Source organism: Paenibacillus sp. J22FR5, assembly GCF_059691975.1.
In genome coordinates, this window is record NZ_JCAUAN010000046.1 from 1 (window position 1) to 22,788 (window position 22,788).

Annotated in this window: 16 protein-coding genes and 2 pseudogenes; all 18 read left to right on the top strand. The window is 48.8% G+C overall.

All coding sequences use genetic code 11. The features are described 5' to 3' along the window. Window positions 1–634: 634 nt before the first annotated feature. Window positions 635–772 (top strand): annotated as a pseudogene (locus AC58P7_RS31535) (sigma factor-like helix-turn-helix DNA-binding protein); the annotation flags it as partial. A gap of 561 nt (window positions 773–1,333) precedes the next feature. After that, a complete protein-coding gene (locus AC58P7_RS31540; protein ID WP_497350051.1) occupies window positions 1,334–2,236 on the top strand; it encodes an ABC transporter permease in 903 nt (300 codons plus the stop codon). Between the two features lie 10 nt (window positions 2,237–2,246). Further along, window positions 2,247–3,197 (top strand): carbohydrate ABC transporter permease, encoded by a 951-nt coding sequence (locus AC58P7_RS31545; protein ID WP_497350053.1) that lies wholly within the window; start codon window positions 2,247–2,249, stop codon window positions 3,195–3,197. Between the two features lie 68 nt (window positions 3,198–3,265). Further along, window positions 3,266–4,822 carry an ABC transporter substrate-binding protein gene (locus AC58P7_RS31550; protein ID WP_497350055.1) on the top strand — a complete coding sequence of 519 codons (1,557 nt, stop codon included), beginning with the start codon at window positions 3,266–3,268 and terminating at the stop codon, window positions 4,820–4,822. A gap of 125 nt (window positions 4,823–4,947) precedes the next feature. Beyond that, window positions 4,948–6,696 carry a sensor histidine kinase gene (locus AC58P7_RS31555; protein WP_497350057.1) on the top strand — a complete coding sequence of 583 codons (1,749 nt, stop codon included), beginning with the start codon at window positions 4,948–4,950 and terminating at the stop codon, window positions 6,694–6,696. A 12-nt stretch (window positions 6,697–6,708) separates the two neighbouring features. Next, window positions 6,709–8,316, top strand: coding sequence for a response regulator transcription factor (locus tag AC58P7_RS31560; RefSeq protein ID WP_497350059.1), 1,608 nt, complete (start codon window positions 6,709–6,711; stop codon window positions 8,314–8,316). Window positions 8,317–8,698: 382 nt separating this feature from the next. Next, window positions 8,699–9,058: pseudogene (locus tag AC58P7_RS31565) on the top strand (sigma factor); the annotation flags it as partial. A 727-nt stretch (window positions 9,059–9,785) separates the two neighbouring features. Then, window positions 9,786–11,642 carry a sensor histidine kinase gene (locus tag AC58P7_RS31570; protein WP_497350061.1) on the top strand — a complete coding sequence of 619 codons (1,857 nt, stop codon included), beginning with the start codon at window positions 9,786–9,788 and terminating at the stop codon, window positions 11,640–11,642. Further along, window positions 11,611–13,218 (top strand): response regulator, encoded by a 1,608-nt coding sequence (locus AC58P7_RS31575; protein ID WP_497350063.1) that lies wholly within the window; start codon window positions 11,611–11,613, stop codon window positions 13,216–13,218. Before AC58P7_RS31570 ends, AC58P7_RS31575 begins: the two co-directional genes overlap by 32 nt. Window positions 13,219–13,328: 110 nt before the next feature. Beyond that, complete coding sequence (locus AC58P7_RS31580; protein ID WP_497350065.1) at window positions 13,329–14,711, top strand: ABC transporter substrate-binding protein; 1,383 nt, start codon at window positions 13,329–13,331, stop codon at window positions 14,709–14,711. A gap of 107 nt (window positions 14,712–14,818) precedes the next feature. After that, window positions 14,819–15,721, top strand: a complete 903-nt coding sequence (locus AC58P7_RS31585) for a carbohydrate ABC transporter permease (RefSeq protein WP_497350067.1) — start codon at window positions 14,819–14,821, stop codon at window positions 15,719–15,721. Continuing rightward, window positions 15,721–16,599: a carbohydrate ABC transporter permease gene (locus tag AC58P7_RS31590; protein WP_497317185.1), complete on the top strand. Its 879-nt coding sequence runs from the start codon at window positions 15,721–15,723 to the stop codon at window positions 16,597–16,599. Before AC58P7_RS31585 ends, AC58P7_RS31590 begins: the two co-directional genes overlap by 1 nt. Window positions 16,600–16,660: 61 nt before the next feature. Continuing rightward, window positions 16,661–17,731 carry a M24 family metallopeptidase gene (locus tag AC58P7_RS31595; protein ID WP_497350069.1) on the top strand — a complete coding sequence of 357 codons (1,071 nt, stop codon included), beginning with the start codon at window positions 16,661–16,663 and terminating at the stop codon, window positions 17,729–17,731. A gap of 35 nt (window positions 17,732–17,766) precedes the next feature. Further along, window positions 17,767–18,948: an NAD(P)/FAD-dependent oxidoreductase gene (locus tag AC58P7_RS31600; protein ID WP_497350071.1), complete on the top strand. Its 1,182-nt coding sequence runs from the start codon at window positions 17,767–17,769 to the stop codon at window positions 18,946–18,948. A gap of 100 nt (window positions 18,949–19,048) precedes the next feature. After that, window positions 19,049–20,050: a proline racemase family protein gene (locus AC58P7_RS31605; protein WP_497350072.1), complete on the top strand. Its 1,002-nt coding sequence runs from the start codon at window positions 19,049–19,051 to the stop codon at window positions 20,048–20,050. 130 nt (window positions 20,051–20,180) lie between these two features. Next, complete coding sequence (locus AC58P7_RS31610; RefSeq protein WP_497350073.1) at window positions 20,181–21,053, top strand: dihydrodipicolinate synthase family protein; 873 nt, start codon at window positions 20,181–20,183, stop codon at window positions 21,051–21,053. A gap of 6 nt (window positions 21,054–21,059) precedes the next feature. Then, on the top strand, window positions 21,060–22,502 hold the full coding sequence (locus AC58P7_RS31615; protein ID WP_497350074.1) for an aldehyde dehydrogenase family protein: 1,443 nt from the start codon (window positions 21,060–21,062) through the stop codon (window positions 22,500–22,502). Between the two features lie 14 nt (window positions 22,503–22,516). Continuing rightward, on the top strand, window positions 22,517–22,786 hold the full coding sequence (locus tag AC58P7_RS31620; RefSeq protein WP_497350075.1) for a (2Fe-2S)-binding protein: 270 nt from the start codon (window positions 22,517–22,519) through the stop codon (window positions 22,784–22,786). Window positions 22,787–22,788: the final 2 nt, after the last annotated feature.

Below are 22,788 nucleotides of genomic sequence, written 5' to 3' on the forward strand. Positions count from 1 at the left end.
GAGCATACGTGAGATAAACCCTTAAAACCGAGGGAGGAAAACGTATATTTAATGTGAAACCAAGACGAGGCTGCCGGCACGAATCGGCAGCCTCGTTAAAGGGACGGGCAGTATAGTTGAAAAAGGAACTTAAATTTAAATCTCGAATATCTAATGTAATTGGATTGCTAAAAATTTGATGACAGACAGGCTGTATCGAGAACGAGATTTTGGCATGGACAAAAGTCGGTTTGAGCATATAAAGAAATATCAACGAAGTATTTATGTAAGCTGTATTTGTGATGATACCTACAGTCAGAAGTTAAAAATTTCCTTAGGTCTTACTCCGCGGTGCATCAAATATGGGTATAGAGAATCTGTTTCTCATCAAGGTTATGTTGGAAGTGCTTTAGTTTTTTCTGACGGAGAAATTGCAATAGAGTCACCTGAAAAGTTGGAAATTCGAATGAATCACAAACTAAAACGAACCCACTATTTTTTTATCACGCAAACTCGATGAAGACTCTTTAGTCCTTAGTTCATACTCAAACTATTATGTTCAGTTTTTAGTAGGAGAGGACATGTTGGAAGTTCTCAAAGAGAATATGCATTGTCAGCATTGTGGAGTTGACCTAAATCTTGAGACAGGGAAATTGGGTTGGAGCTTGGCGGCGAAGAGCGCAAGCAGAGGGAGATCGCGAAGGAGCTAGGGATTAGCCGCTCCTATGTGTCGCGGATTGAGAAAAGGGCACTTATGAAGCTTTATCATGAGTTTTATAAGGCGAAGCGGTAATGGCATAGTTATCAACAAAGAACCCTCTTGTTGTGGAGGCGTTGAAAAAATAAGCACCTATTAAGTGTGATGCTAAAAGACAGTTTATTGCCTATGAGAGGGCTTTAAACGGTCTTTTGTCTGTTTTCCTCCAGTTTAACCTTTATTACATTGAAGGAGAAAGATGGAAATTGTCGAAATATGGAGGAAGACGCGTACAATCAAACATATCCCTAGTATTCCATGTGATCATCATTTTGATGGCTTATTTGCTGTGCCCTTCTATTTGAGTAGCCATTAGAAAGTTGAATTTTTCTCATATTTACTTCTTTACAGATTTCTTGATCGTTGATCATCCTGTGATTGGAGTATAAGTTCGCCCAAACGAAGCGCATTTCCGTTGTTAAAGATCCACTTTCGGCAGGAATTGTGGTATAGAATTTTGTCAAATCCGCTTAGAAAAAAATCGAAACTATGTCACAAAAGTGATGATCAAGTCACCTTCGTATGTAGAGTGTTTATGAGGCGTAATCCTATAATTAGGTACATAGAAAGCAAATAAAGAGGAAAGGGGTAAACTGCATGCGAACGATGAAAAAATACTGGCCATTTTATATCATGCTCCTTCCGGCGTCCATCGTTCTTCTGATTAATAACTATATTCCGATGTTTGGTGTGTTAATCGCGTTCAAAAACATTAACTATACTGACGGTATTCTCGGCAGTCCGTGGAACGGGTTTCAGAACTTCAAATACTTGTTCGCTACCGAGAGTGCTTGGGTGATCACCCGCAATACGATCGTCTACAATACGATCTTCATCTTGCTGAACCTGATCATTGGTGTCGCCTTAGCTATTCTTCTTAACGAGATTAAGAATAAGTTTCTTCCGAAGTTTTATCTCGGTTCAATGTTCATGCCGTTCTTCCTTTCGGCTATCGTCGTCTCTTATCTCGGCTTTGCGTTTCTCGGCCAAGAGCACGGACTGCTTAATACCCTGATGAAGTATTTCAACCTGAAGCCAATCGAATGGTACAATGAACCGAAGTATTGGATGTTTATTCTGCCGATTGTGAATACCTGGAAGGGCATTGGTTATTACGCAATCATTTATTTGGCAGCGATTATGAGCATATCCGACGAATATTACGAAGCGGCGCTGATTGACGGAGCAGGCAAATGGCAGCAGATTATCCAGATTACTGTTCCTTTGCTTGTACCGACCATGGTCGTTATGACGCTTTTGCAGATCGGTCGCATTTTCTATTCGGACTTCGGCTTGTTCTACCAAGTAACGCTGAACTCGGGTCCTCTCTTTCCGACGACGAACGTGATTGACACTTATGTGTATCGGACTTTTCTGACCAGCGGGGATATTGGATTATCGTCGGCGGCAGGGTTGTATCAATCGATGGTCGGCTTTATTCTCGTCCTAATCTCGAATCTCGTCGTCCGCCGCATCAGCAAAGACAACGCATTGTTCTAGGAGGTGTATTATGGGAGCTACAACTTCGTCCATGCAAACCGCATTGACAAAAAAAATGAAGCATATCAACGAAATGTCGCCTATTGCACGGGTGATCGTACACATCTTCTTCTGGTTGTATGCAATCGCTTGCATATTCCCGGTTATCCTGGTGATCATCGTTTCCTTATCGGATGAGAATGCAGTCCTGATCAACGGGTATCAGATTATACCGGAGAAGTTCAGCACTTTCGCTTACACGTACCTCTTTCAAGATAACTGGCTACCTATTCTAAAGTCTTACGGCATCAGTCTATTCGTAACGATGGTGGGAACGATCGTTGGAATCACGTTTATGGCATTGTTCGCCTACCCGATTTCGCGTAAAGACTTTTCACACCGAGGCTTCTTCACCTTCTACATGTTCTTTACAATGTTGTTTAACGGAGGTTTGGTTCCTTTCTACCTGACTTATGTGCAGCTACTAGATATTAAAAACTCGCTTCTTGCGCTGATCATCCCACTGCTGATTTCGCCGTTCTTCATCCTACTGATGAGAACTTTCTTCGCGAACACGATCCCGAAGGAAATATTGGAATCGGCGACGATCGACGGAGCCAGCGAGTGGAAAATCTTATGGCGCATCGTTATCCCTCTCTCACTTCCGGTGCTTGCGACTGTAGCGATGTTCACCACTTTGACGTACTGGAACGATTGGTTCCTGAGCCTGATCTTCATCACCGACGATCAGATGGTCAGTCTCCAATACTTGATGTACAAGACGATGCTCAACATTCAGTATTTGACCTCGAATCCGTATGCGTCGCAAAGCATTAACGCCCAAGGCGGCCTTGCCAACCTGCCGACCGAAACGGTTCGGATGGCGATGTGCGTCGTCGGTATCGGACCAATCATCTTCGCTTATCCGTTCTTCCAAAGATACTTTGTTAAGGGCTTGACCGTAGGGGCAGTAAAAGGGTAACGGCTAATTCCGGATGAATAGTAAAGAACCGGTAAGCATAGATCAATACACAATGGAGGGTGATTTGAATGAAGAGAGCAATAGGAAGAAAGAATCTGATGGCAGTTGCCGTTTTGACTCTAGTCATGTCCATGGGTCTGGCAGCTTGTAGTGGCGCCGCTACGAACAGCGGGGCAAGCGATAAAGCAGCACCGGCTGCAGATACGAGCGCCAAGAATGACAATACGGCAAATGCAGGCGCAGCGAATCTAAAGCCATATACACTGACGCTTTATTACCCGGGTACGCCTCAACCAGACCAGAAGTTAGTTGAAGAAAAGATGAGCGAATACCTAAAAGGAAAAATCAACGCGTCCATCCAGATTAAGCCGATCGATTGGGGCGCATGGAACGATAAAATGAACTTGCTCGTTGCTTCAGGCGAACAAGCGGATATCATCTTCACGGCTTCTTGGAACGGACACTCCACCAATGTAGCGAAAGGCGCTTTCCTACCGCTGAACGACCTGCTCGACAAATACGGCAAAGATATCAAGAAAAGCTTGGATCCTCAATTCCTTGTAGGTTCTAAAATCAACGGCAAAAACTATGGCGTTCCGACGAATAAAGAGATTGCTCAAACTCTCGGCTTCGTCCTTCGTAAGGATCTGGTTGACAAATATAATATGGATTTGTCCAAGGTGAAGACGGTTGCCGATATGGAACCATTATTCAAGACCATCAAAGATAATGAGCCGAAGATGATTCCATATTATATGTCCAATCAGGAAAACGGCATCAACATGATCAATCAATGGGATTACATTGGCGATGGAACAATTCCCGGCATCATACTGAAGGACCAATCGAGCACGAAGGTCGTTAGCGAGCTCGATCTGCCGGAAACAGTGGACCGCATTAAGCTGATGCGCGATTGGTTCAAAAAAGGCTTTATTAACCAAGATGCCGCATCCGCGAAAGTATTCCCTCAGGACCAAATGAAAGCAGGCAACGTATTCGCTGTAGCACAAAGCTTGAAGCCTGGTAAAGATGCAGAGATGGCGATCGCGACCGGTCAGAAGCTGATACAGGTGGAGCTTACGTCGCCGACGATCTCAACGGCTGCTGCGGCTGGTTCAATGCTGGCAATCTCCAGAACGTCAAAGGATCCGGAGCGCGCCATGATGTTCATCAACATGCTGCATTCAGACAAGATGCTGAACAACATGCTCAACTTCGGGATCGAGGGCATTCATTATGTGAAGAAATCGGATACGGTGATCGACGCCGAAATGGGCTCCAAGAAATATAATCCAGGCTCCGCTTGGATGTTCGGCAACCAGTTTCTGAACTACCTGCAGCCGAACGAAGATCCGCAGAAGTGGGAGAAGTTCAAGCAGTTCAACAATGCAGGCAAGCCGTCGCCGGCACTTGGCTTTACGTTCAACAGCGAGCCGGTGAAGAGCGAAGTTGCAGCTGTCGTTAACGTCAATAACCAGTTCCAGGCGGCGCTGTACACCGGCTCGATTGAACCTGACGATGTGCTGGCTAAATTCAAAGCGAAGCTGAAGGAAGCCGGCCTCGACAAAATTTTGGCCGAGAAGCAAAAGCAGCTCGATGAGTTCTTGGCTGCTAACAAGAAATAATACGGATCTGTCTTCAAAAGCTCCGATTATAAGACTAAGGCAATCTCGATAAGGGAGATTGCCTTAGTCTACTTCATTAGAAGCGGCCGAGCGGCTTGCACGGTTCAAATAGGGAGTTCTGGAACATGAATTTTAAGCGTTCACTCGGATTTAAATTTTTTATCGGCTTCACAATTATGTTTTCTCCATTACTTTTTTTCTTGTTTTACAATAACATTCATGCGATGAACGTTGTGCGTAATCAGGTGGCAAGCACCAACAACAGCCTACTTGAACCCTATGTGAATCGTATCGATAGCTCATTGCGGGAAACCAGCAAATATTTGATTCATAATGCTGATACGGATTTTAATCTGAACACCTTGAATCTGTATTCGCCAGATTCGACTGATTATGTGCTGACGCGGGTCGCCATCATCAATAAATTTACGACAGATATTAATTTGAATAACAACTTGGATTCCTTATTCGTCTATTCGATTGCAACCAAAGATCTTATTCTGGTGACCGAAGATAGGGTAGCCGAGAAGACGGCCGCCATTCGCGAACATATCGAACGGTTAATTTCCCAGTACGACAGCACCGATTATCGCAATTGGAATGTTGTTGACGTCGGCACTAGCCACTATTTGACGAATTTAGTCCGGGTGAACCGCAATTTATATATAGGCAATTGGAGTGACATTCAAAGGTATGTCTCTCCATTAAACCTTATGGATCAGAACGATACCGGCATGGCGCTTGTCCTCTCCGAGACCGGTGTACCAATGAGCGCGCATCCTTTATCAGAGAGCCAACTGGCTGCGGTACGGGAAAAGCTGCCGTTTCTGGCGGAATCATATCAAACCGTTGCGGATTCCAAAGCCAAACTGAACTATTTAATGGTCGGCAGGAAATCGGTCATTTCCAATCTGTATTTCATCAAGCTGGTGCCGGAAGAGGCGATGTTCAAGAGTCTGCTCTCTTTCCAAAGGGTGATTTATTTGGTGCCGGTTGCCGCCATCTTGATTCTTTTATTGTTCTTGCTCTTCCTGAAAAGACTGTTCCTTAATCCTCTCACGAATCTGATCGGAGGAATGAGGAAGATCGGTTTAGGCAATCTGGAGGTGCGTCTTCGGCTGGAGGATACGAACGAATTTGCTTTCCTTGCCCAAACCTTCAATAGCATGGTTGAAGAAATCCGCGATTTGAAAATTCATGTGTATGAAGAGAAACTGCGGGTACAGCATGCGGAATTCAGGCATCTGCAGGTTCAGATCAATCCGCACTTCTATATGAACTGTCTGAATCTGATGTATAATATGGCTGTGCTGGAAGACTACACCTCGATTAAGAAGATGTCGCTGCATATGGCCCATTATTTCCGCTTCATCATTAAGACGAATGGCAACAGCATCACCCTTCCCGAAGAACTTCAGCATATTAGAAATTATTTGGAAATTCAGTGGCTTCGTTTTGAGGACAGACTTAGCTATCGCATTGAATCGACTGAGGATGTGGACAACTGTTATATTCCACCACTCATCGTGCAGCCGTTCGTAGAGAATGCGATCATTCACGGTTTTAAGAAGCTGAAGACTACGTTCCTGATTGAAATTATTGTCCATCAGGATGAACAAGACCCTGACATGTTAGAGATTTCGGTGGCCGACAATGGAGTAGGATTCCCAGAGGAGTTCCTGCAGCAGCTGCAGTCTTCCAGTACCTACCTCCAAGAATCTGGGCACGCTCATATAGGCATATGGAATGTACTGTACCGTCTTGACATTCATTATGGCGGCCGTGCTTCGGTGCAGTTCGGAAATCGACCGAACGGAGGAGCGCAGGTGTTGGTACGTCTACCACTGAAGATGGATACCGAAAAACAGGAGTAAGGAGTCTGACAAATGTACAACGTATTGGTCGTGGATGATGAACCGGTAGCCATTCGAGGCTTGCGCAAGGGAATCCGATGGGAAGAACTAGATGTCAGCCAAGTGTTCGAAGCCTACGACGCCATCGACGCACAAGATATCCTGCAGACGCACCCGATCGACGTTATGCTCTGCGATATCGAAATGCCGGAGATGAATGGACTGGCCCTTTTGAATTGGGTGAACGAACGTTATCCGACGATAAAGACGATTTTTCTGACCGGACATGCCAGCTTCGATTACGCGCAAATGGCCGTGAAGCATGGAAGCTTTGATTATATGCTTAAGCCGGTTGATCACGGGCAATTGAAGGATGTCATCTGGAAAGCGCTGGAGAAGGTGGAGCAGGATCGAGAAGCGCTTAGCCTTAACGAACATTATCAGCATTATCGCAATCTATATCAGAAGCAGCTTCCAATCGTAACCGAGCGTCTTTGGCAGGATTTGCTGCATTACCGAATCGCTCCAGATAAGGAAGGATTGCAGCGGCAGTTTGAAGAGAACGGACTTCCGATTGGAGTGGGCGATCTGGTGTTGCCTATTCTTATCAGCTTAGAGCAGTGGAAAGAGCTGTTCAGTCCTAGAGACGAAGAAATTATGGGCTATGCGCTGCGGAAAACTGCCGAGGAAGTGTTCCTGCACGACGAGAAAGGTCTCGTCGTATCGATCGAGAACGACTTGAGTCTGGTACTCCTCTATCATCCGCTGCCCTTACTGGAATCTGCAGGAAAGGAGGGAGTGAAGCGGCTGGCGGAGCGTTATAACGCATTTTGCGTAGACAATTTCCAGTGTAGCGTGTCTTGTTATATTGCAGCCCCTGTTCCGGCACTTCAGTTGACGGCCGTATATGAGTCGCTTTTATCCGCGGAGAAAGCGAATGTAATCAATACCTGCGGTGTGATAGCGATCGATGAAGAGAAGCCTCTGCAGCCCGCCCAGTTGCATTTGAGCCCTTCCTTTGCGGACTGGTCGATCCTTCTTGAGCAGGACAAGGAAGAGGAACTGCTTTCCAAGCTGGATGTGAATATGGAAAAACTTCGGAGCGAAGGCGCAGACCAGGAATCGCTGAATGCCTTCTACTATGGATTCATCCATTTGCTTTATCAAGTGTTTCATAAGAAAGGCGTGTTGATCCGAGATGTATTCGGACCAAAAATGCTGGCCGAGCTCTATCAGTATCCAAGGTCCATTATGCAGCTTCAGAACAGCGTATCTCTACTTATGACCGAAGCCGCTCGTTTCTTGGTGCAATACCACAAAGGGAAGTCGGCGCTGCTCGTTAAGGTTCAGCAATACATTGAGGAGCATATCACGGATGATTTTTCACGAGAGGATATCGCCGGGTATGTATTCCTCAATTCGGCCTATTTGTCCCGCTGGTTCAAAAAGGAAACTGGAAGGGCTTTGTCCGACTATGTGCTGGAGGCCAAGATGGAGAAGGCGAAGCAACTGCTCGCCGAAACGAACATGAAAGTTAGCAGCGTGGCGGAATCTTTAGGCTACACGCACCTATCCCACTTTGCAAAAATATTTAAAAAATCGACCGGCCTTGCCCCGCATGAGTACCGGAAAACAGTATGAAAAATCCTAGCCTGCTTGCCTTGGAACTTACCTTGGTCGGCGCCGAGGCTGCGAATATATTGATCGACTTTTCGGCTCGGAAGGCAACGTTGTGTTGGATAAGGTGCAGCTGAAGATTGAGCACCCAAAAGTTAAACTTGGATATGCTAGATGAGTGGGAGGTTGTCTTAATCTTCGGCGAGCGTCAGCTTCTCGCTCTGTTGATCTCCAGCTGCTAAGGCTGCATAGTTTTTCAATGTTCAGCAAAATCATTTTAGGGAGAATTTTAACAATATGCTTTAAGAAAGCAAAAATTGTAACAGTTGCGAATAATGAAACTACTGGGAAATTAAAAATGAGTAGTTGTAAGATGTGGTTTATGATTAGATTGTAAGGGGGAGCCATGTTGCGGCTCTTTTTTTGTTTTGCTTGTAGTGGGGGAGAACGAAAAAATAATATTACGGTGCTTCGTGTCCACAACCTCAAAAAATTCGACAACACAGGGGAAGATCTCGAAGATTTAATCTCGATCGGTACGATCGGATTGATCAAAGCTATCGAATCGTTCTCGCCAAACAAAGGGACGAAGCTGGCGACTTTCGCAGCGCGTTGTATCGAAAATGAAATACTTATGCATCTTCGCTCATTGAAGAAAACGCGTAAAGATGTGTCCTTGCATGATCCCATCGGAACGGACAAAGAGGGGAATGAAATCACGTTGATCAATATTCTCGGCACGGAGGCCGACGATGTCGTGGATAAGGCTGACAAGTAGGTAATTGTTGAGTTTTGAAAGGAGAATCACATGGAAGAGCTCTAGATAATGTGATGGTAGGTAGTAAACTTTATTTTGTTTTAGATACAAACTACTGCATAGTTGATGCATTGAATGTGAAACCAAAAGCGTCTCTTCACTGTGTACTTGGCCTGTGACCTACTGGAACCGTAGGTCACAGGCCAAACTTTTTTTGTAGAACACACTAGAGATTCAAACCGGAGGACTGTATCTCACGATTACCGTCAATTGATGCTTCGAGCACGTGTATGAAAATGTTCACGTTAATAAAGTTATAAGAGCATCACCTCCCGGAGATTTCTGTCCAACAGGTTATAACGTTAGTTTGAAAGCGTTGTCTTATAAATTATACATTAGCCTATAAATTCCAGATACTTCAAATTTCAACTATTTTTTTCAATATTTCAACCAATATGCCTTACATAAAAAAGCGAAACCTTCACCTAACTGCTTTTTCATGCACAAATAATATTGAAAGGTATTGCCGAGGCGCTGTAAATAGATGCTTTGGTTAGAAGCGAAGGGGTACCTCATCCCCTGTCAGGCTAGGATGGCTCAAAATACCTCGGATAATCAAGAGCGCACATGCTCGCTTTATTACTTCCACAAATATTGAGAGCGCTTCAACTTCTCACATCATGATATAATTATTAACAAATAGCTGAAAAAATGGATGATGGCGGAGGTGGGTCCTATGCTTCACAAATGGAAAGAACTTATCAATGTCCGGGCCATCCGCGGCAAGTTTTTTTTGCTGACTACTTCCCTGATTGTCATTCCGATGGTCATCGTCAGCCTTATTTTTTATTTGCTGACTGCCCAGAAGCTAAGCGACAATGCAACGAATCATGCCACAGCCTCGCTCAGGATGGCCGAGCTTTACATGGATCGGGCGATCAATGAAGTGGGCGATTTGACGAACGTTATTTTGGGCAACAAGGAAATTCAAAGTATATTGGCCATTCCGGTCGCGGACGATTTTGAGTACATCCGCAATGTGGATAAACTGTCCAAAATTATGAATGTGTATACGCAGGCCAAGCCGTATATTTCATCTTATCTGATTTATGTCAAGAACGGCTCCGCCAATATGCATCTTTACCGTGGCAGCGCCAGCGTCCAGTTCGGTTCGAGAATCGTCCTTGACGCCAAAAAAGCCGAAATATACTATAACCAAATTCTGCATCAAAACACGATTATGTGGATAAACCAGAATCCGTTTGAAGAAGTAAGCACAGCGGCCAATCCCAACCGGATGTTCGTCTGCAAGCTGCTGAAAAGGACGGAAGGCAATTATGACGATCTGGGCTTCGTGATGCTGGAAATCGACAAAGACGCCTTTTTTAAAGGGCTGCTGTTTTTAAATCCGACGGAACAGTCGCAATTTTTTATCCTCAATGATCAAGGGCAGGTGATGTACCGGATGCCGCAACCTGACCTGGATAATGGCGACAACGCAGCGAAGTTGCTTTCCCGGATCGATCTTGGCGGGGGGCAGACGACATTGGATGGTAAAACGTATCTCAGCGCCTCGGTGGACAACGAGCGAACCCGCTGGAAACTGGTGAATATTATCGAGGATTCCAAGCTATATGAGGATGCGAACGAGATCGGCACGCTCACGATCCGCATATTCCTCGTTGTGCTGATCATCGGTTGGCTGGCCGCTCTGAAGCTGGGCAATTCCATCAGCAAGCCGCTCAATCGGCTCCGATCGATGATCGTCGCCAATCAATATGCACATGCCCGACAAAAGCACATTTTTAAACCTAATGACGAGGTTGGGCAGATCGGTGAGAAGTTTATTACCATGATGGAGGAAAACACCCGGCTGCACGAGGAAATTTATGATATGCTGCGTCAGCGCATGGAAGCGCAAATCGAAGTGCTGCAGGCGCAAATTAATCCGCACTTTTTGTATAACACGCTGGAATCGCTAAACGGCCTGGCTATCTCCAGCAACCAGCCGCAGATGAGCGAGGTCATCGGGGCGCTAGGAAAATTTTTCCGAATTACCCTGAGCAAAGGGAATGAACTGATTACGGTAGCCGACGAGCTGGAACACGTATCAGCCTACGTCAAGGTTCAGAAATTCAGATTCAAGGATAAATTTGAATGGATCTGCGAGGTAGATGAGGCTGTCAAACCCTATTATGTGCCCAAACTCATTATGCAGCCGATTGTGGAAAATGCGATCTATCATGGCTTAAAGGGCAGGCCTGACACCGGCATGATCATGGTATCCGCGGAGCTTGAAAACCATGTGCTGACCTTTCGCGTTACCGATGACGGCGAGGGCATACCGGAAGAACGGCTACAGGACATTTTCAAAGCGCTAAACGATGGCGAAAAAGGCAAAGTATACGGAATCAAAAATGTGCATGACCAACTGCGCCTCCGTTTCGGGGTGGGGTTTGGTATCGGCATTTCCACCGAAAAAGGCAAATACACGACCGTATCGGTCACAGTACCCGCCATATCGTCCGAAGAACTTGCTACATACGAAAGGAGGCGCATCAATGATGATCAGAGCTTTGATCGTAGACGATGAATATTATATTCGCGAAGGCTTGAAAAGCTCGGAGCTATGGAACGAACTGGACATCAGCCTGATCGGCGAAGCCGCCGACGGAGTGGAGGCCTGGCAATTATACCGTATGGCCCGGCCGGATATTTTACTGCTGGATATTAACATGCCGGAAATGAGCGGAATGGAACTGGCCAGAGCGATCCGCAGCCATGATGAGGACGTGCAAATTATTTTTTTGACCGGGTACGACGAATTTCAACTGGTCAAGGAAGCAGTCGTCTTGCAAGCTTCCGATTACTTGCTCAAGCCTGTCATCCGGGAGGAGCTGTACAAAGCGCTGCAAAAGGCAAGCGGCCACGTGAAGAAAAGAGAAAACCGCAACCTGGATATGAACCGTCTGCAGCGGCAGGTGACGGATTACAGCAAAGCCGCGCACGAACAATTTTTGATCGACCTCGTTCAGCAGCGCCGGCCGTTAAAGGAGTGCCTGAATGCGCTGGATTCCATCGGGGTACGGTTTGACGATACAAGCTATTGCGCCGTACTTTGCCTGGATATTGACGATTTCTCATCGCTGATGGAACGGGCTTCCGCCCAAGACCGCCAATTGTACCAGTATTTGTCCCGCAAGATGGCAGAAGAGGCGACAGCGTCTTACGGCGATGTGTATTCGCTTGGCTATTCGCCCGGCAGGGTCATTTTGCTGATTGGCAGCCGAGCCGAAGAAGAAGGGTATTTGAACGGCATCGCCGAGCGGCTGCAGGTATTATTTTCAGAATATTTGAATATGTCAATCAGTATTGGCCTCAGCACCCCGATGCAGGGCATTGAGCATATGTATGTAGCCTACCATGAAGCGCTGCGCGCCATCGAATACAAGGCGTTTGTCGGCAAAGGCCAGATCATGCCCTACCAGCTCACGACAATCCGCGTGGGCGAAGCGGAGGCTTCAGAGGACAACCGTCTTCTGGACAAGGAACTGTACCTACTGAGCGAAATGCGCGCAGGCAATGATGCCAACGTGTTTCGTATTTTGCAAGAATGGTCGATAAACTTGCGGACGCTCGACTGGAGTGATGTGAAGCTAATCTCGTTCCAACTTGTTCTCTTCGTCATGCGTCTGTCCAAGGAAGCGGGCATTAAGCAGGAGCAACTATCGATTGCCAATCCTCTGGTCGATCTGAACAGTTGCCAGACCGTGGACGAGGTGGCGCGATTTTTATCCGCCTATGCGGCCGAGGTCGGTCAAGCGATTCGCCATGCCAAGGATGTTCCTTCGTACAAAATGATCGAACAGGCCAAAAGCTGGATTCGCGAGCATTTATCCGAAGATCTCAGCCTGGTTAATCTGGCCGCTTATTTAAACATGAGTCCGAAGTATCTCAGCTCGCGTTTCAAGCAAGCGACCGGAGAAACGTTCGGAGACTACTCCACGCGGGTGCGGTTCGAGCGGGCCAAGGAGCTTCTGGCCGATTCTTCGCTCAAAATACTGGAAGTAGCCAACAAGGTCGGCTTTACCGATACGAATTATTTCAGCATGGCGTTCAAAAAGAACGTTGGTATTACGCCGACCGAATTCCGCAAACGGTTTTTATAAAACATCATACCGAAACAAAGATCGTATGGACTCATTCCATTGTTCGCCCGGCCGTTTTTCCACATAATAAACATGTAAGGCAAAATGATATCGAGGGGGAGCGGAGGTTTATGAAAACAGGGAAATGGCTGACTTCGGTTACACTGCTTACATCGCTTGTCGTGCTGTCAGCTTGCGGAAGCGACAGCAGCAAACCGTCGGGAAGCACGGAAAGCGCCAAGCCTGGGGCTAGCAGTTCGCAAGAAGTTGTCAAACTGAAATTTTTGTTCTGGGGCAGCAACGAAGAGAAGAAAGCTGTTGAAGGCATGGTGAAATCGTTCAATGATTCTCATCCCAACATTCAGGTCACATCCGAGCATGTCCCAGGGGACTACAACACAAAGATCAACACTTTGATGGCTGCCAACGAACTCCCCGATGTAGCGTACTTGCCCGATTCGCTTGCATCCAGATGGGGCGAGGAAGGAAAATTGCTTGACTTTACTCCGTTCCTGGGGGATTCCAAGGAATTGAAAGAGCGCCTGCCGGCATCGTTCTATTACGGCCAGTCCGGCAAAGTAGTAGGCTATGCCACTGCAGCTGAAGTGATGGTACTTTATTATAATAAGGATTTATTTAAAGAAGCGGGACTGGAGCTGCCTCCGGTCGAAGCGGGCAAGGCATGGACATGGGATCAATTTTTAGCCGTTGCAAAAAAATTGACCAAGGACAAAAATGGCAAAAGGGCGGACGATCCTGCCTTTGATCCGAAAAATATCGAGCAGTACGGCTTCTCCTTCGGTTCAGACCGCGGCAGTTGGGGACCGCTGCTTGCCAGCAACGGCGCAGGAATTACAGACGAATCCGGAACGAAATATGCGATGAACAGTCCTGAATCCGTACAAGTGTTCCAGTCGCTGCAAGATTTGCTGTTCAAGTATCATGTATCGCCCGATTTGATTCAACAGCAAAATATGCCGGACAACTATGTACGGCTGCAAACGCGCAAGGTGGCGATGGTGCTGGACGGCACATGGGCGCAGCTTGACATCTCCAATGCAAAAATGAATTACGGCATGGGCGTTCTTCCCAAATTCAAAGAGCCGAAGACGACTTATATAGCCGGCGCCAGCGTCGTATTCTCGAACACCAAGCATCCGAAGGAAGCAATGGAATTCTACAAATTCCACAACAATCCTTCTCAAGTGAATTTGTATAAAACCGGGCTTTGGATGCCAGTCGAAACAAAGTATTACTCAGATCAGGCGGCCATCGATACATGGGTGAGCAAAGACGTGCATCCGCCTGAATGGAAGACGGCAGCGATTGATTACGCCCTCAAATATTCGGTAAAATCGCCTTCTGCCAGCTTGAAAAACTGGTCGGAGATCAATTCCAAATTGACCCCGGCGCTCGATTTGATCTGGACAAATAAAAAACCGGCAAAAGATGCACTAGATGGCTTGGAAAAAGACCTTCAGCCGTTATTGAAAGGGAAATACCCAGATAAATAACAAATAGCTTGCTGAATGGGGAAGAGATCCCCTGAGGGTAAGGGGATCTCTGAACTGCAGTTTTATTAGTCAGAATATTCTGATTATTTTACAGAAAGGGGGACACAGTGATGCGAACGGCGTCTGGCATTTCGCGCATGGAGCGTAATTGGGGCATCCTATTCGCGCTGCCGCCTATACTTGGGCTTTTGTGCTTTACACTTTATCCGGTAGTCGCTTCTTTCTTTTACAGTCTCACCGATTGGAGTATCGGGAGCGATTGGCACTACGTTGGATTAGATAATTACAAGACGATTTTTACAAACGATCCCTTGTTTAACAAATCGCTGTACGCAACGACCTACTATGCGCTGGGAAGCGTGCCGATCGGCCTTTTGGTCGCGTTTTTTATCGCCATGCTGTTGAACCAGAAAGTAAGAGGGCTTTCGATTTTCCGCACGATCTTCTATTTGCCGACGATTGTACCGAGCATAGCCAACACGGTTCTGTGGATTTGGATTTACAATCCTGATTTTGGACTGCTGAATTCGCTGCTAAAGTCGGTAGGGCTGCCCGGGTCGCAATGGGTGTACAGCGAATCGACGGCAATACCGTCGCTGATATTGATGAGTACATGGGGAGTCGGCAATTCGGTGTTGATCTTTCTGGCAGGTCTCCAGGGAGTTCCCGGACATTTATACGAAGCCGCCGAGGTTGAAGGCGGGAATAGCTGGCACAAGTTCATTTATGTAACCGTTCCTTATATGTCGCCTACAATATTTTTTAATCTCGTCATGTCGTTAATCGGCACGTTCCAGGCGTTTAATCAGGCTTATGTGATGACGCAGGGCGGCCCGAACAATTCCACGCTGTTCTATGTGTACTATTTGTACCGGAAAGCGTTTACGGAATCCAAAATCGGCTATGCTTCGGCGCTGGCCTGGATTTTGTTTATCATCATCCTCGTGCTGACGCTGATTGTCTTTAAAACATCGAAAAAATGGGTGCATTACGAGGAGGGAGGGGCGTAATGGAACAAATGGCCGTTCATGCCGCTGTGAGTAAAGGTATGCGCAAGAGCCGCAGCAATCCGCTAAGTCGCCTGGGCGTTTATGCGACTCTGATTCTCGGCAGTGTCGTCATGATCTTCCCTTTTATATGGCTCTTGCGTAGTTCCTTGATGGACCGTAGTCAAATCTTTATTTTTCCGCCGCAGTGGATTCCAAATCCGGTCAAATGGAGTAACTATCGCGAAGCACTGACTAGTGTGCCTTTTCACCTTTATTTTAAAAATACGATGACCATTGAGCTGTTTACAATTAGCGGCGTGCTGATTACAAGTGTGATGGCTGCTTACAGCTTCTCCCGGTTGCGCTGGCCTGGCAGGGATCTTGTCTTTTCGTTGCTGCTGGCGACTATGATGCTGCCTTATGCGGTTACGCTGATTCCGACTTTTATAGTCTGGAAGAGCCTCGGCGCACTGAATTCGTTTTTGCCTTTAACGGTTCCGGCCTGGTTTGGCGGCGGCGCGTTCAACATTTTTTTACTCCGCCAGTTTTTTATGGGCATTCCCAAAGATTTGGATGAAGCCGCCTATATGGATGGCGCGAAGCCGTTCACAGTGCTTTGGCGCGTCATTGTGCCGCTGTCGAAACCGGCGATGATCGTTGTGGGCATTTTCACCTTCATTGATGTGTGGAACGATTTTCTCGGCCCGATCATTTATTTAAGCAGCAATGAGAAATTTACGCTGGCCTTGGGGCTGGCCACATTCAAGGGCTTGTACAATGCGCAGTGGGGCTATTTGATGGCTGCATCCGCGGCTGTGGTGGCTCCGATTCTGCTCCTGTTCTTCCTCGCGCAGCGCTATTTTGTAGAAGGCATTACGTTGACGGGGATCAAGGGATAGCGGGAAAATGCGGCTGCCACAGGCAGGATGCTGATTTTGTAAAGGAAAGCGGGAGGATGACATGGAAGCAAGACGATTGCAGCTTGTTCGCGATAAACTCGATGCATGGGGAATTGATGCTTTACTGGTAACGTGTCCCTTTAACCGCATGTATTTGACCGGATTTACCGGTTCGGCGGGCTATGTGGTTATCACGAAAGAACAAGCGATTTTATTGACCGATTTTCGGTATGTGCAGCAAGCGCAGGCGCAGACAAAGGTGTACGAGGTGCGGCGGCATGCGGTGCAGCCCATCGAAACGATCAACGAGACGCTGAATTCCCTCCAGGTAAAAAAGCTCGGTTTTGAGCAGCATGTGCTGTCTTACGAAAATTTTGCCGCCTATCAAGAGACGTTCGCAGGCATCGATCTGATGCCGACGCGCCATCTCGTCGAGCATCTTCGCGGTTTCAAAGATAGCGGGGAATTGCAGCGCATCCGCAAAGCCATCGACGTTACGGAGCAGGCGTTCGCACATATTTTGGGCGTACTGAAACCGGGAATAACGGAGCGGGATGTTGCTGCGGAACTGGAATATGTCATGCGTAAAAATGGAGCGGCTTCATCGGCCTATTCGTTGATTGTCGCTTCAGGAGAGCGCTCGGCGCTGCCGCACGGCTTGGCGAGCGATAAAGCCATCGGGATGAACGAGTTCGTAACGCTCGATTTTGGCGCGAGCTACGAAGGGTATTGCTCGGATTTGACGCGAACTGTATTCATCGGCACCCCGACAGCGAGGCACAAAGAAATTTATGCCGCTGTCCTGGAAGCCAATCAAACAACATTGGCCCGTCTTAAACCGGGAATGTCCGCGAAGGAAGCGGATTCACTCGGCAGAGACGTGATCACGCAGCGCGGGTATGGCGAATATTTCGGACATGGGCTGGGGCATGCGTTCGGGTTGGAGATTCATGAGCCTGCGCGGTTTTCGCAGACGAGCGAGGATGTGTTGTTGCCGGGGATGGTGATGACCGTAGAACCCGGTATCTATATTCCGGGATTCGGCGGCGTTCGCATCGAAGACGATATTTTCGTCACCGATACAGGCATTGAAGTGTTGACGAAATCGAACAAAGAACTGATTGCTCTATAAATACGTGTTGCAGCAAAAAAGAAGGAGTGTAGGCGATGAGGTCCGATTCGGCAGATGTTGTAATTATCGGGGGCGGGATCATTGGCATGGCGATTGCCTACTATACGGCAAAGCTTGGCATGGACGTTATCGTCGTCGAAAAGGGGGAAATCGCCGGGGGCACCTCGTCCAAATGCGACGGCAATATTTTGGCTATCGACAAGGACCCTGGCTTTGACAGCCGCATGTCGCTTAAATCGCAGGAATTGGTAGCAGAGCTGGTGCATGAGCTTGACGAGGAATTTGAATACCGCGCGCCGGGAAGCATTCTCGTGTGCGAGAGCGAGGAAGAGATGGCGGCTGCCGAGCAGTGGGTGAAGCGCCAACAGGAAGCCGGGCTGCCCTTTCGCATGCTGGACAGGCAAGATTTGCGTGACGAGTGGCCGTATATGGCGACCGATCTGCATGGCGGTCTGGAATGCGCGACCGATTCTACGGTCAATCCGGTGCTATTGACGTATTCGCTCGCCGCCACAGCGCGTCGGCTAGGCGCTCGCATGTTGACGCATACAGCGGTAACGAATGTCCTTCGGGACGGAAGCGGGCGGGTGCAGGGCGTAGAAACGGACATGGGCAACATTAAGGCCAAATCGGTCATTGTCGCTGCCGGCGTATGGTCCAAATCAATCGGGCATATGGTCGGAATCGACATCCCCATCGAACCGCGCAAAGGGCACATTCTCGTTGCGTCTCGAACGCCGAATATCGGCAAGCGCAAGGTGATGGAGTTCGGGTATTTGATCAGTAAATTCGGCGGCAAGCGGCAGGTGGATGAAGCTTACGAGAAGTTTGGCGTGGCCTTCGTGTTCGAGCCAACGGCATCGCAAAATTTTCTGATCGGGAGCAGCCGTCAATTCGTAGGCATGGAACCGCGTGTCGATCAGGAGGTCATTCGCTTGGTTGCGAAGCGGGCGATCCGGTTTTTTCCGGTCATTGCGCAAATTCCGATGCTGCGCACGTATGCCGGACTGCGTCCGTGGACGCCGGATCATTTGCCGATTGTCTCGGCGATCGATGAGGTTCCCGGCCTGTATGTGGCAGCCGGGCATGAAGGAGACGGCATCAGCCTGGCGGCCGTAACGGGCAAGCTGGTCAGCGAGATGCTGAGCGATACGACAACCTGCATCCCGACGGAGCCGCTGCGCTACGACCGTTTTACGCAAAGCCGAACCTCCTGAACAGGAGAGGCGGAATGAGAATGGGATCAAGCGTTCGTTATTATATGTAAAATTTATCTATAATTAAGATAAAATAGTTAAAACCGCAAGGAGGACCCTCATGAAACTGTCCAAGATCGTAACGACCATCGATACCCATACGGGCGGCAATCCGACCCGAACGGTTACAAGCGGAGCTCCTAAGCTTTACGGCAGTACCATGTCGGAGAAGATGGTATACATGTCAGAGAGGCATGACGATTTTCGCCGGGCCCTTATGTTCGAGCCGCGCGGTCACGAGGTGATGTCCGGGTGCATCCTGACAGAGCCGTGCGATCCGACGGCCGATATCGGCGTCGTGTTTATCGAGACCGGCGGCTATTTGCCGATGTGCGGCCACGATACGATAGGCGTCTGCACCGCATTGATTGAAAGCGGCATGTTCCCGGAGGATACCAAGCTACTACGGCTTGACACGCCGGCGGGTCTGGTGGAAGCGAAGCTGGACATTGAGAACGGCAAGGTGAAGCTGGTGACGTTTACAAACATTCCTTCCTTCTTATATAAGGAGGACGTTCGGGTTCATATTGACGGTCTGGGCGAAGTGAAGCTGGACATTGCGTATGGCGGCAACTTTTACGGCCTCGTCGACGCCCGTTCTGTCGGCCTTTCCTTGCAGCCCGAATACGCAGCTAGTATCGTTAGCACCGCCATCCGCATCCGCGAAGCCGTGAATGCCAGCATCGAAGTGATTCATCCGGAAAATCCGGTTATTCGCGGAATGACGCATGTGGAGTTTTTTGAAGATCCGCAGTCGCCGGAAGTCGACTGCCGTAATGCGGTCGTCATTCCGCCCGGCGGCATCGACCGCTCGCCTTGCGGTACGGGGACTTCCGCCAAAGTCGCGACATTGTACGCGAAGGGGCAATTGGCGCTGAACGAAGAGTTCGTTCATGAAAGCATTACAGGCTCGCTGTTCTATGCCAAGGTGCTGCGGGAAGTTCAGGCAGGCAGCCTGCCTGCGGTTATTACGCAAATTGCCGGTTCGGCCTGGGTGACGGGGCTGCATCATTTTGTTTTCGATCCGTCCGATCCGCTCATACAGGGATTTCTGTTGCAGTAACGAACGGTTTCGTGAAAGGGGTGATGCCGTACCGAGATGACAGGTACGACGGCTGATACAGGAAACGATATAGACAGAAAGCGACTTATACGAATTACAACGATAATTGACAGGAGAGGGGAAAAAGAAAATGGCTAGATTTGAAGGGATATATACGGCGATTTTAACGCCTTTTACAAGCACGTTAGAAGTGGATTACGGACGATTGGAGGAGCATGTTGCCTGGTTGATTGAACAGGGGGTTCAAGGCATTATTCCAACCGGATCGCTCGGCGAATATGCTTCCATGACCGAACAAGAACGGGCCAAAGTGGTAGAAACCGTGGCGAAGGTAACCGCCGGCAAGGTCGATCTTGTTGTGGGCAGCGCATCGCCGTCCACTAAGCAAGCTGTAAAATGGGTGCAGCATGCCAAAGACCACGGAGCCGCAGGCGTGATGGCCTTGCCGCCGATCAATTACCGCCCAAGAAGAAACGAAATTATCGCCCATTACGAAGCGCTTTCGAGTGTTGGGCTGCCGATCATTGCGTACAACAATCCGTTTGATACAGCTGTTGACCTGACGCCTGACCTGCTCGCCGAACTAGCGCAAATCGAGCAAGTTGTTGCCGTCAAGGAGTTTTCCGCGGACGTTCGACGCATTCCGGAAATTTTGGAGAAATGCAATTTGGAAGTACTGGTCGGTCTTGACGATATGCTATACGAAGGCGTTTTGGCCGGAGGCACAGGCTGGATTGGCGGGCTTTCCAATACATTCCCGAAAGAATGCGCTGAACTGTACAGCCTCTCCCGCACCGGCAAATTAACGGAAGCTTTCGGCTTGTATCAAAAGCTGCTCCCGCTTTTCCGCTACGATTCCAAACCGATTCTGGTACAGGCGATCAAATATACGATGGATTTGGCCGGTATGCCGATGGGAGGCACACGCCCGCCTCGCTTGCCGCTCACTGAGGATGAATACCGCGAGATTGAAGTGGCTTACAAACTGGCTGCAGGAAAGTAGGAGGATATGATGAAGAACAGTCAAAACTGGATTGGCGGGGAATGGATGACGCCGGGCAACGGCGAAACAGTCATTCATAGTCCTTCAAATGTGCAGGAACAAGTCGGCGTTCTTCACTTATCCGCTGCCTCGCACGTGGTGCAGGCAGGACAGGCGGCGCAAGCTGCCTTTCCCGCTTGGGCGCGTCTGACCGGAGCGGGAAGAGCGGATTATTTGTACCGAATGGCTGAAGCATTGAAAGCACGTTTGACCGAGGTGGCGACGCTGGCCAGTACTGAAATGGGCAAGCCGATCACGGAGATGCAGGGAGAAGTGATGCGGGCCGTCAACCTGCTAATTTATTACGCAGCCGAAGGCGTCCGACCGAACGGCAGCGTGATCCCGTCCAGCGAAACGCAAGTGGTGCAGTACACGAAGCGGGTGCCGCTAGGCGTCGTCGGCATTGTAACTCCCTGGAATTTTCCGGTTGCTATTCCTGTCTGGAAAATTGCTCCAGCACTTATTTGCGGCAACACAATCGTCTGGAAGCCTGCCGAATTCGCTTCACTGACGGCAACGCTGATCGCGGAAATTTTTGCTTCCATTGGACTACCGGCAGGGGTGCTGAACCTTGTTATCGGCAGCGGCCAACAGCTCGGGAGCGTGCTGCTGGAGCAGGCCGGAATCAACGCTTTCAGCTTTACAGGCTCTACTTTTACAGGCTTAAAGGTAGCGGAAACGTGCGCCCGCCATAACATTAAGTACCAGACGGAGATGGGCGGCAAAAATGCGGCTATCGTGTTGAATGACGCTGATCTGGAAAAAACAATCCCGATGATCCTCAGCGGAGCGTTTCGCTCAGCGGGGCAGAAATGTACGGCGACAAGCCGGGTCATCGTGGAGAAAGGGATCTACGAACCGTTCATCCAAGCGCTGCAAAAGGGCGTAGCTTCCATCCGGCAGTCAACGGCCCTTGATCCGGCGGCTTATCTCGGACCCGTGGCGTCGTACAGCCAATATAAGACAGTAATGGCCTATGCCAAGCTCGCGCGCGAGCAGGCGCAAATTGTCGCCGAAGGCTCCGGTTTGGCGGAATCGGCCGAAGGCTACTTCGTCAAGCCGCTTGTAGCTGCTGGCGTGGACGCGGATCATCCGCTCATTCAGGATGAAATTTTTGGACCGGTCGTCACCTTGCTCCAGGCGAGCGACTTTGATGAAGCGATTGGGCTGTGTAACCGAACCGTGTTCGGTCTGAGCGCTTCGTTATTTACGCAAAATCTGTCCAAGGCGCACCGCTTTCTGGATGAGGCCCAAGCCGGGATGGTGCGCGTCAATCAGGAAACTGCCGGGGTTGAATATCAGGCACCGTTCGGCGGCATGAAGCTATCCAGCTCTCATACGCGCGAACAGGGCCAGGCGGCTCTCGATTTTTATACGGAAACTAAAACTTGCTCAATCAGCTACGCATAAGCGAGGGATGTCCGATGGAACGAGTAGATACCTTGATTTGCCGTTGCGAGGAAGTGACGTTCGATCAGCTTGAGCAGGCTTATCATACGGGCTGTTCCACCTCGCGCCAATTGAAAATGAAAACACGCGCTTCGATGGGGGCCTGCCAAGGCAGGGTGTGCAGGTACCTCATCGAAGCGTGGCTGCAAGACAAACATCCCGGCGCTGTGCGCGACGCAGAACTGCTTTCCTGCCGTCCGCCGATCCGTCCGGTTACATTCGGCCAACTGTCAGAAGGTGAATAACG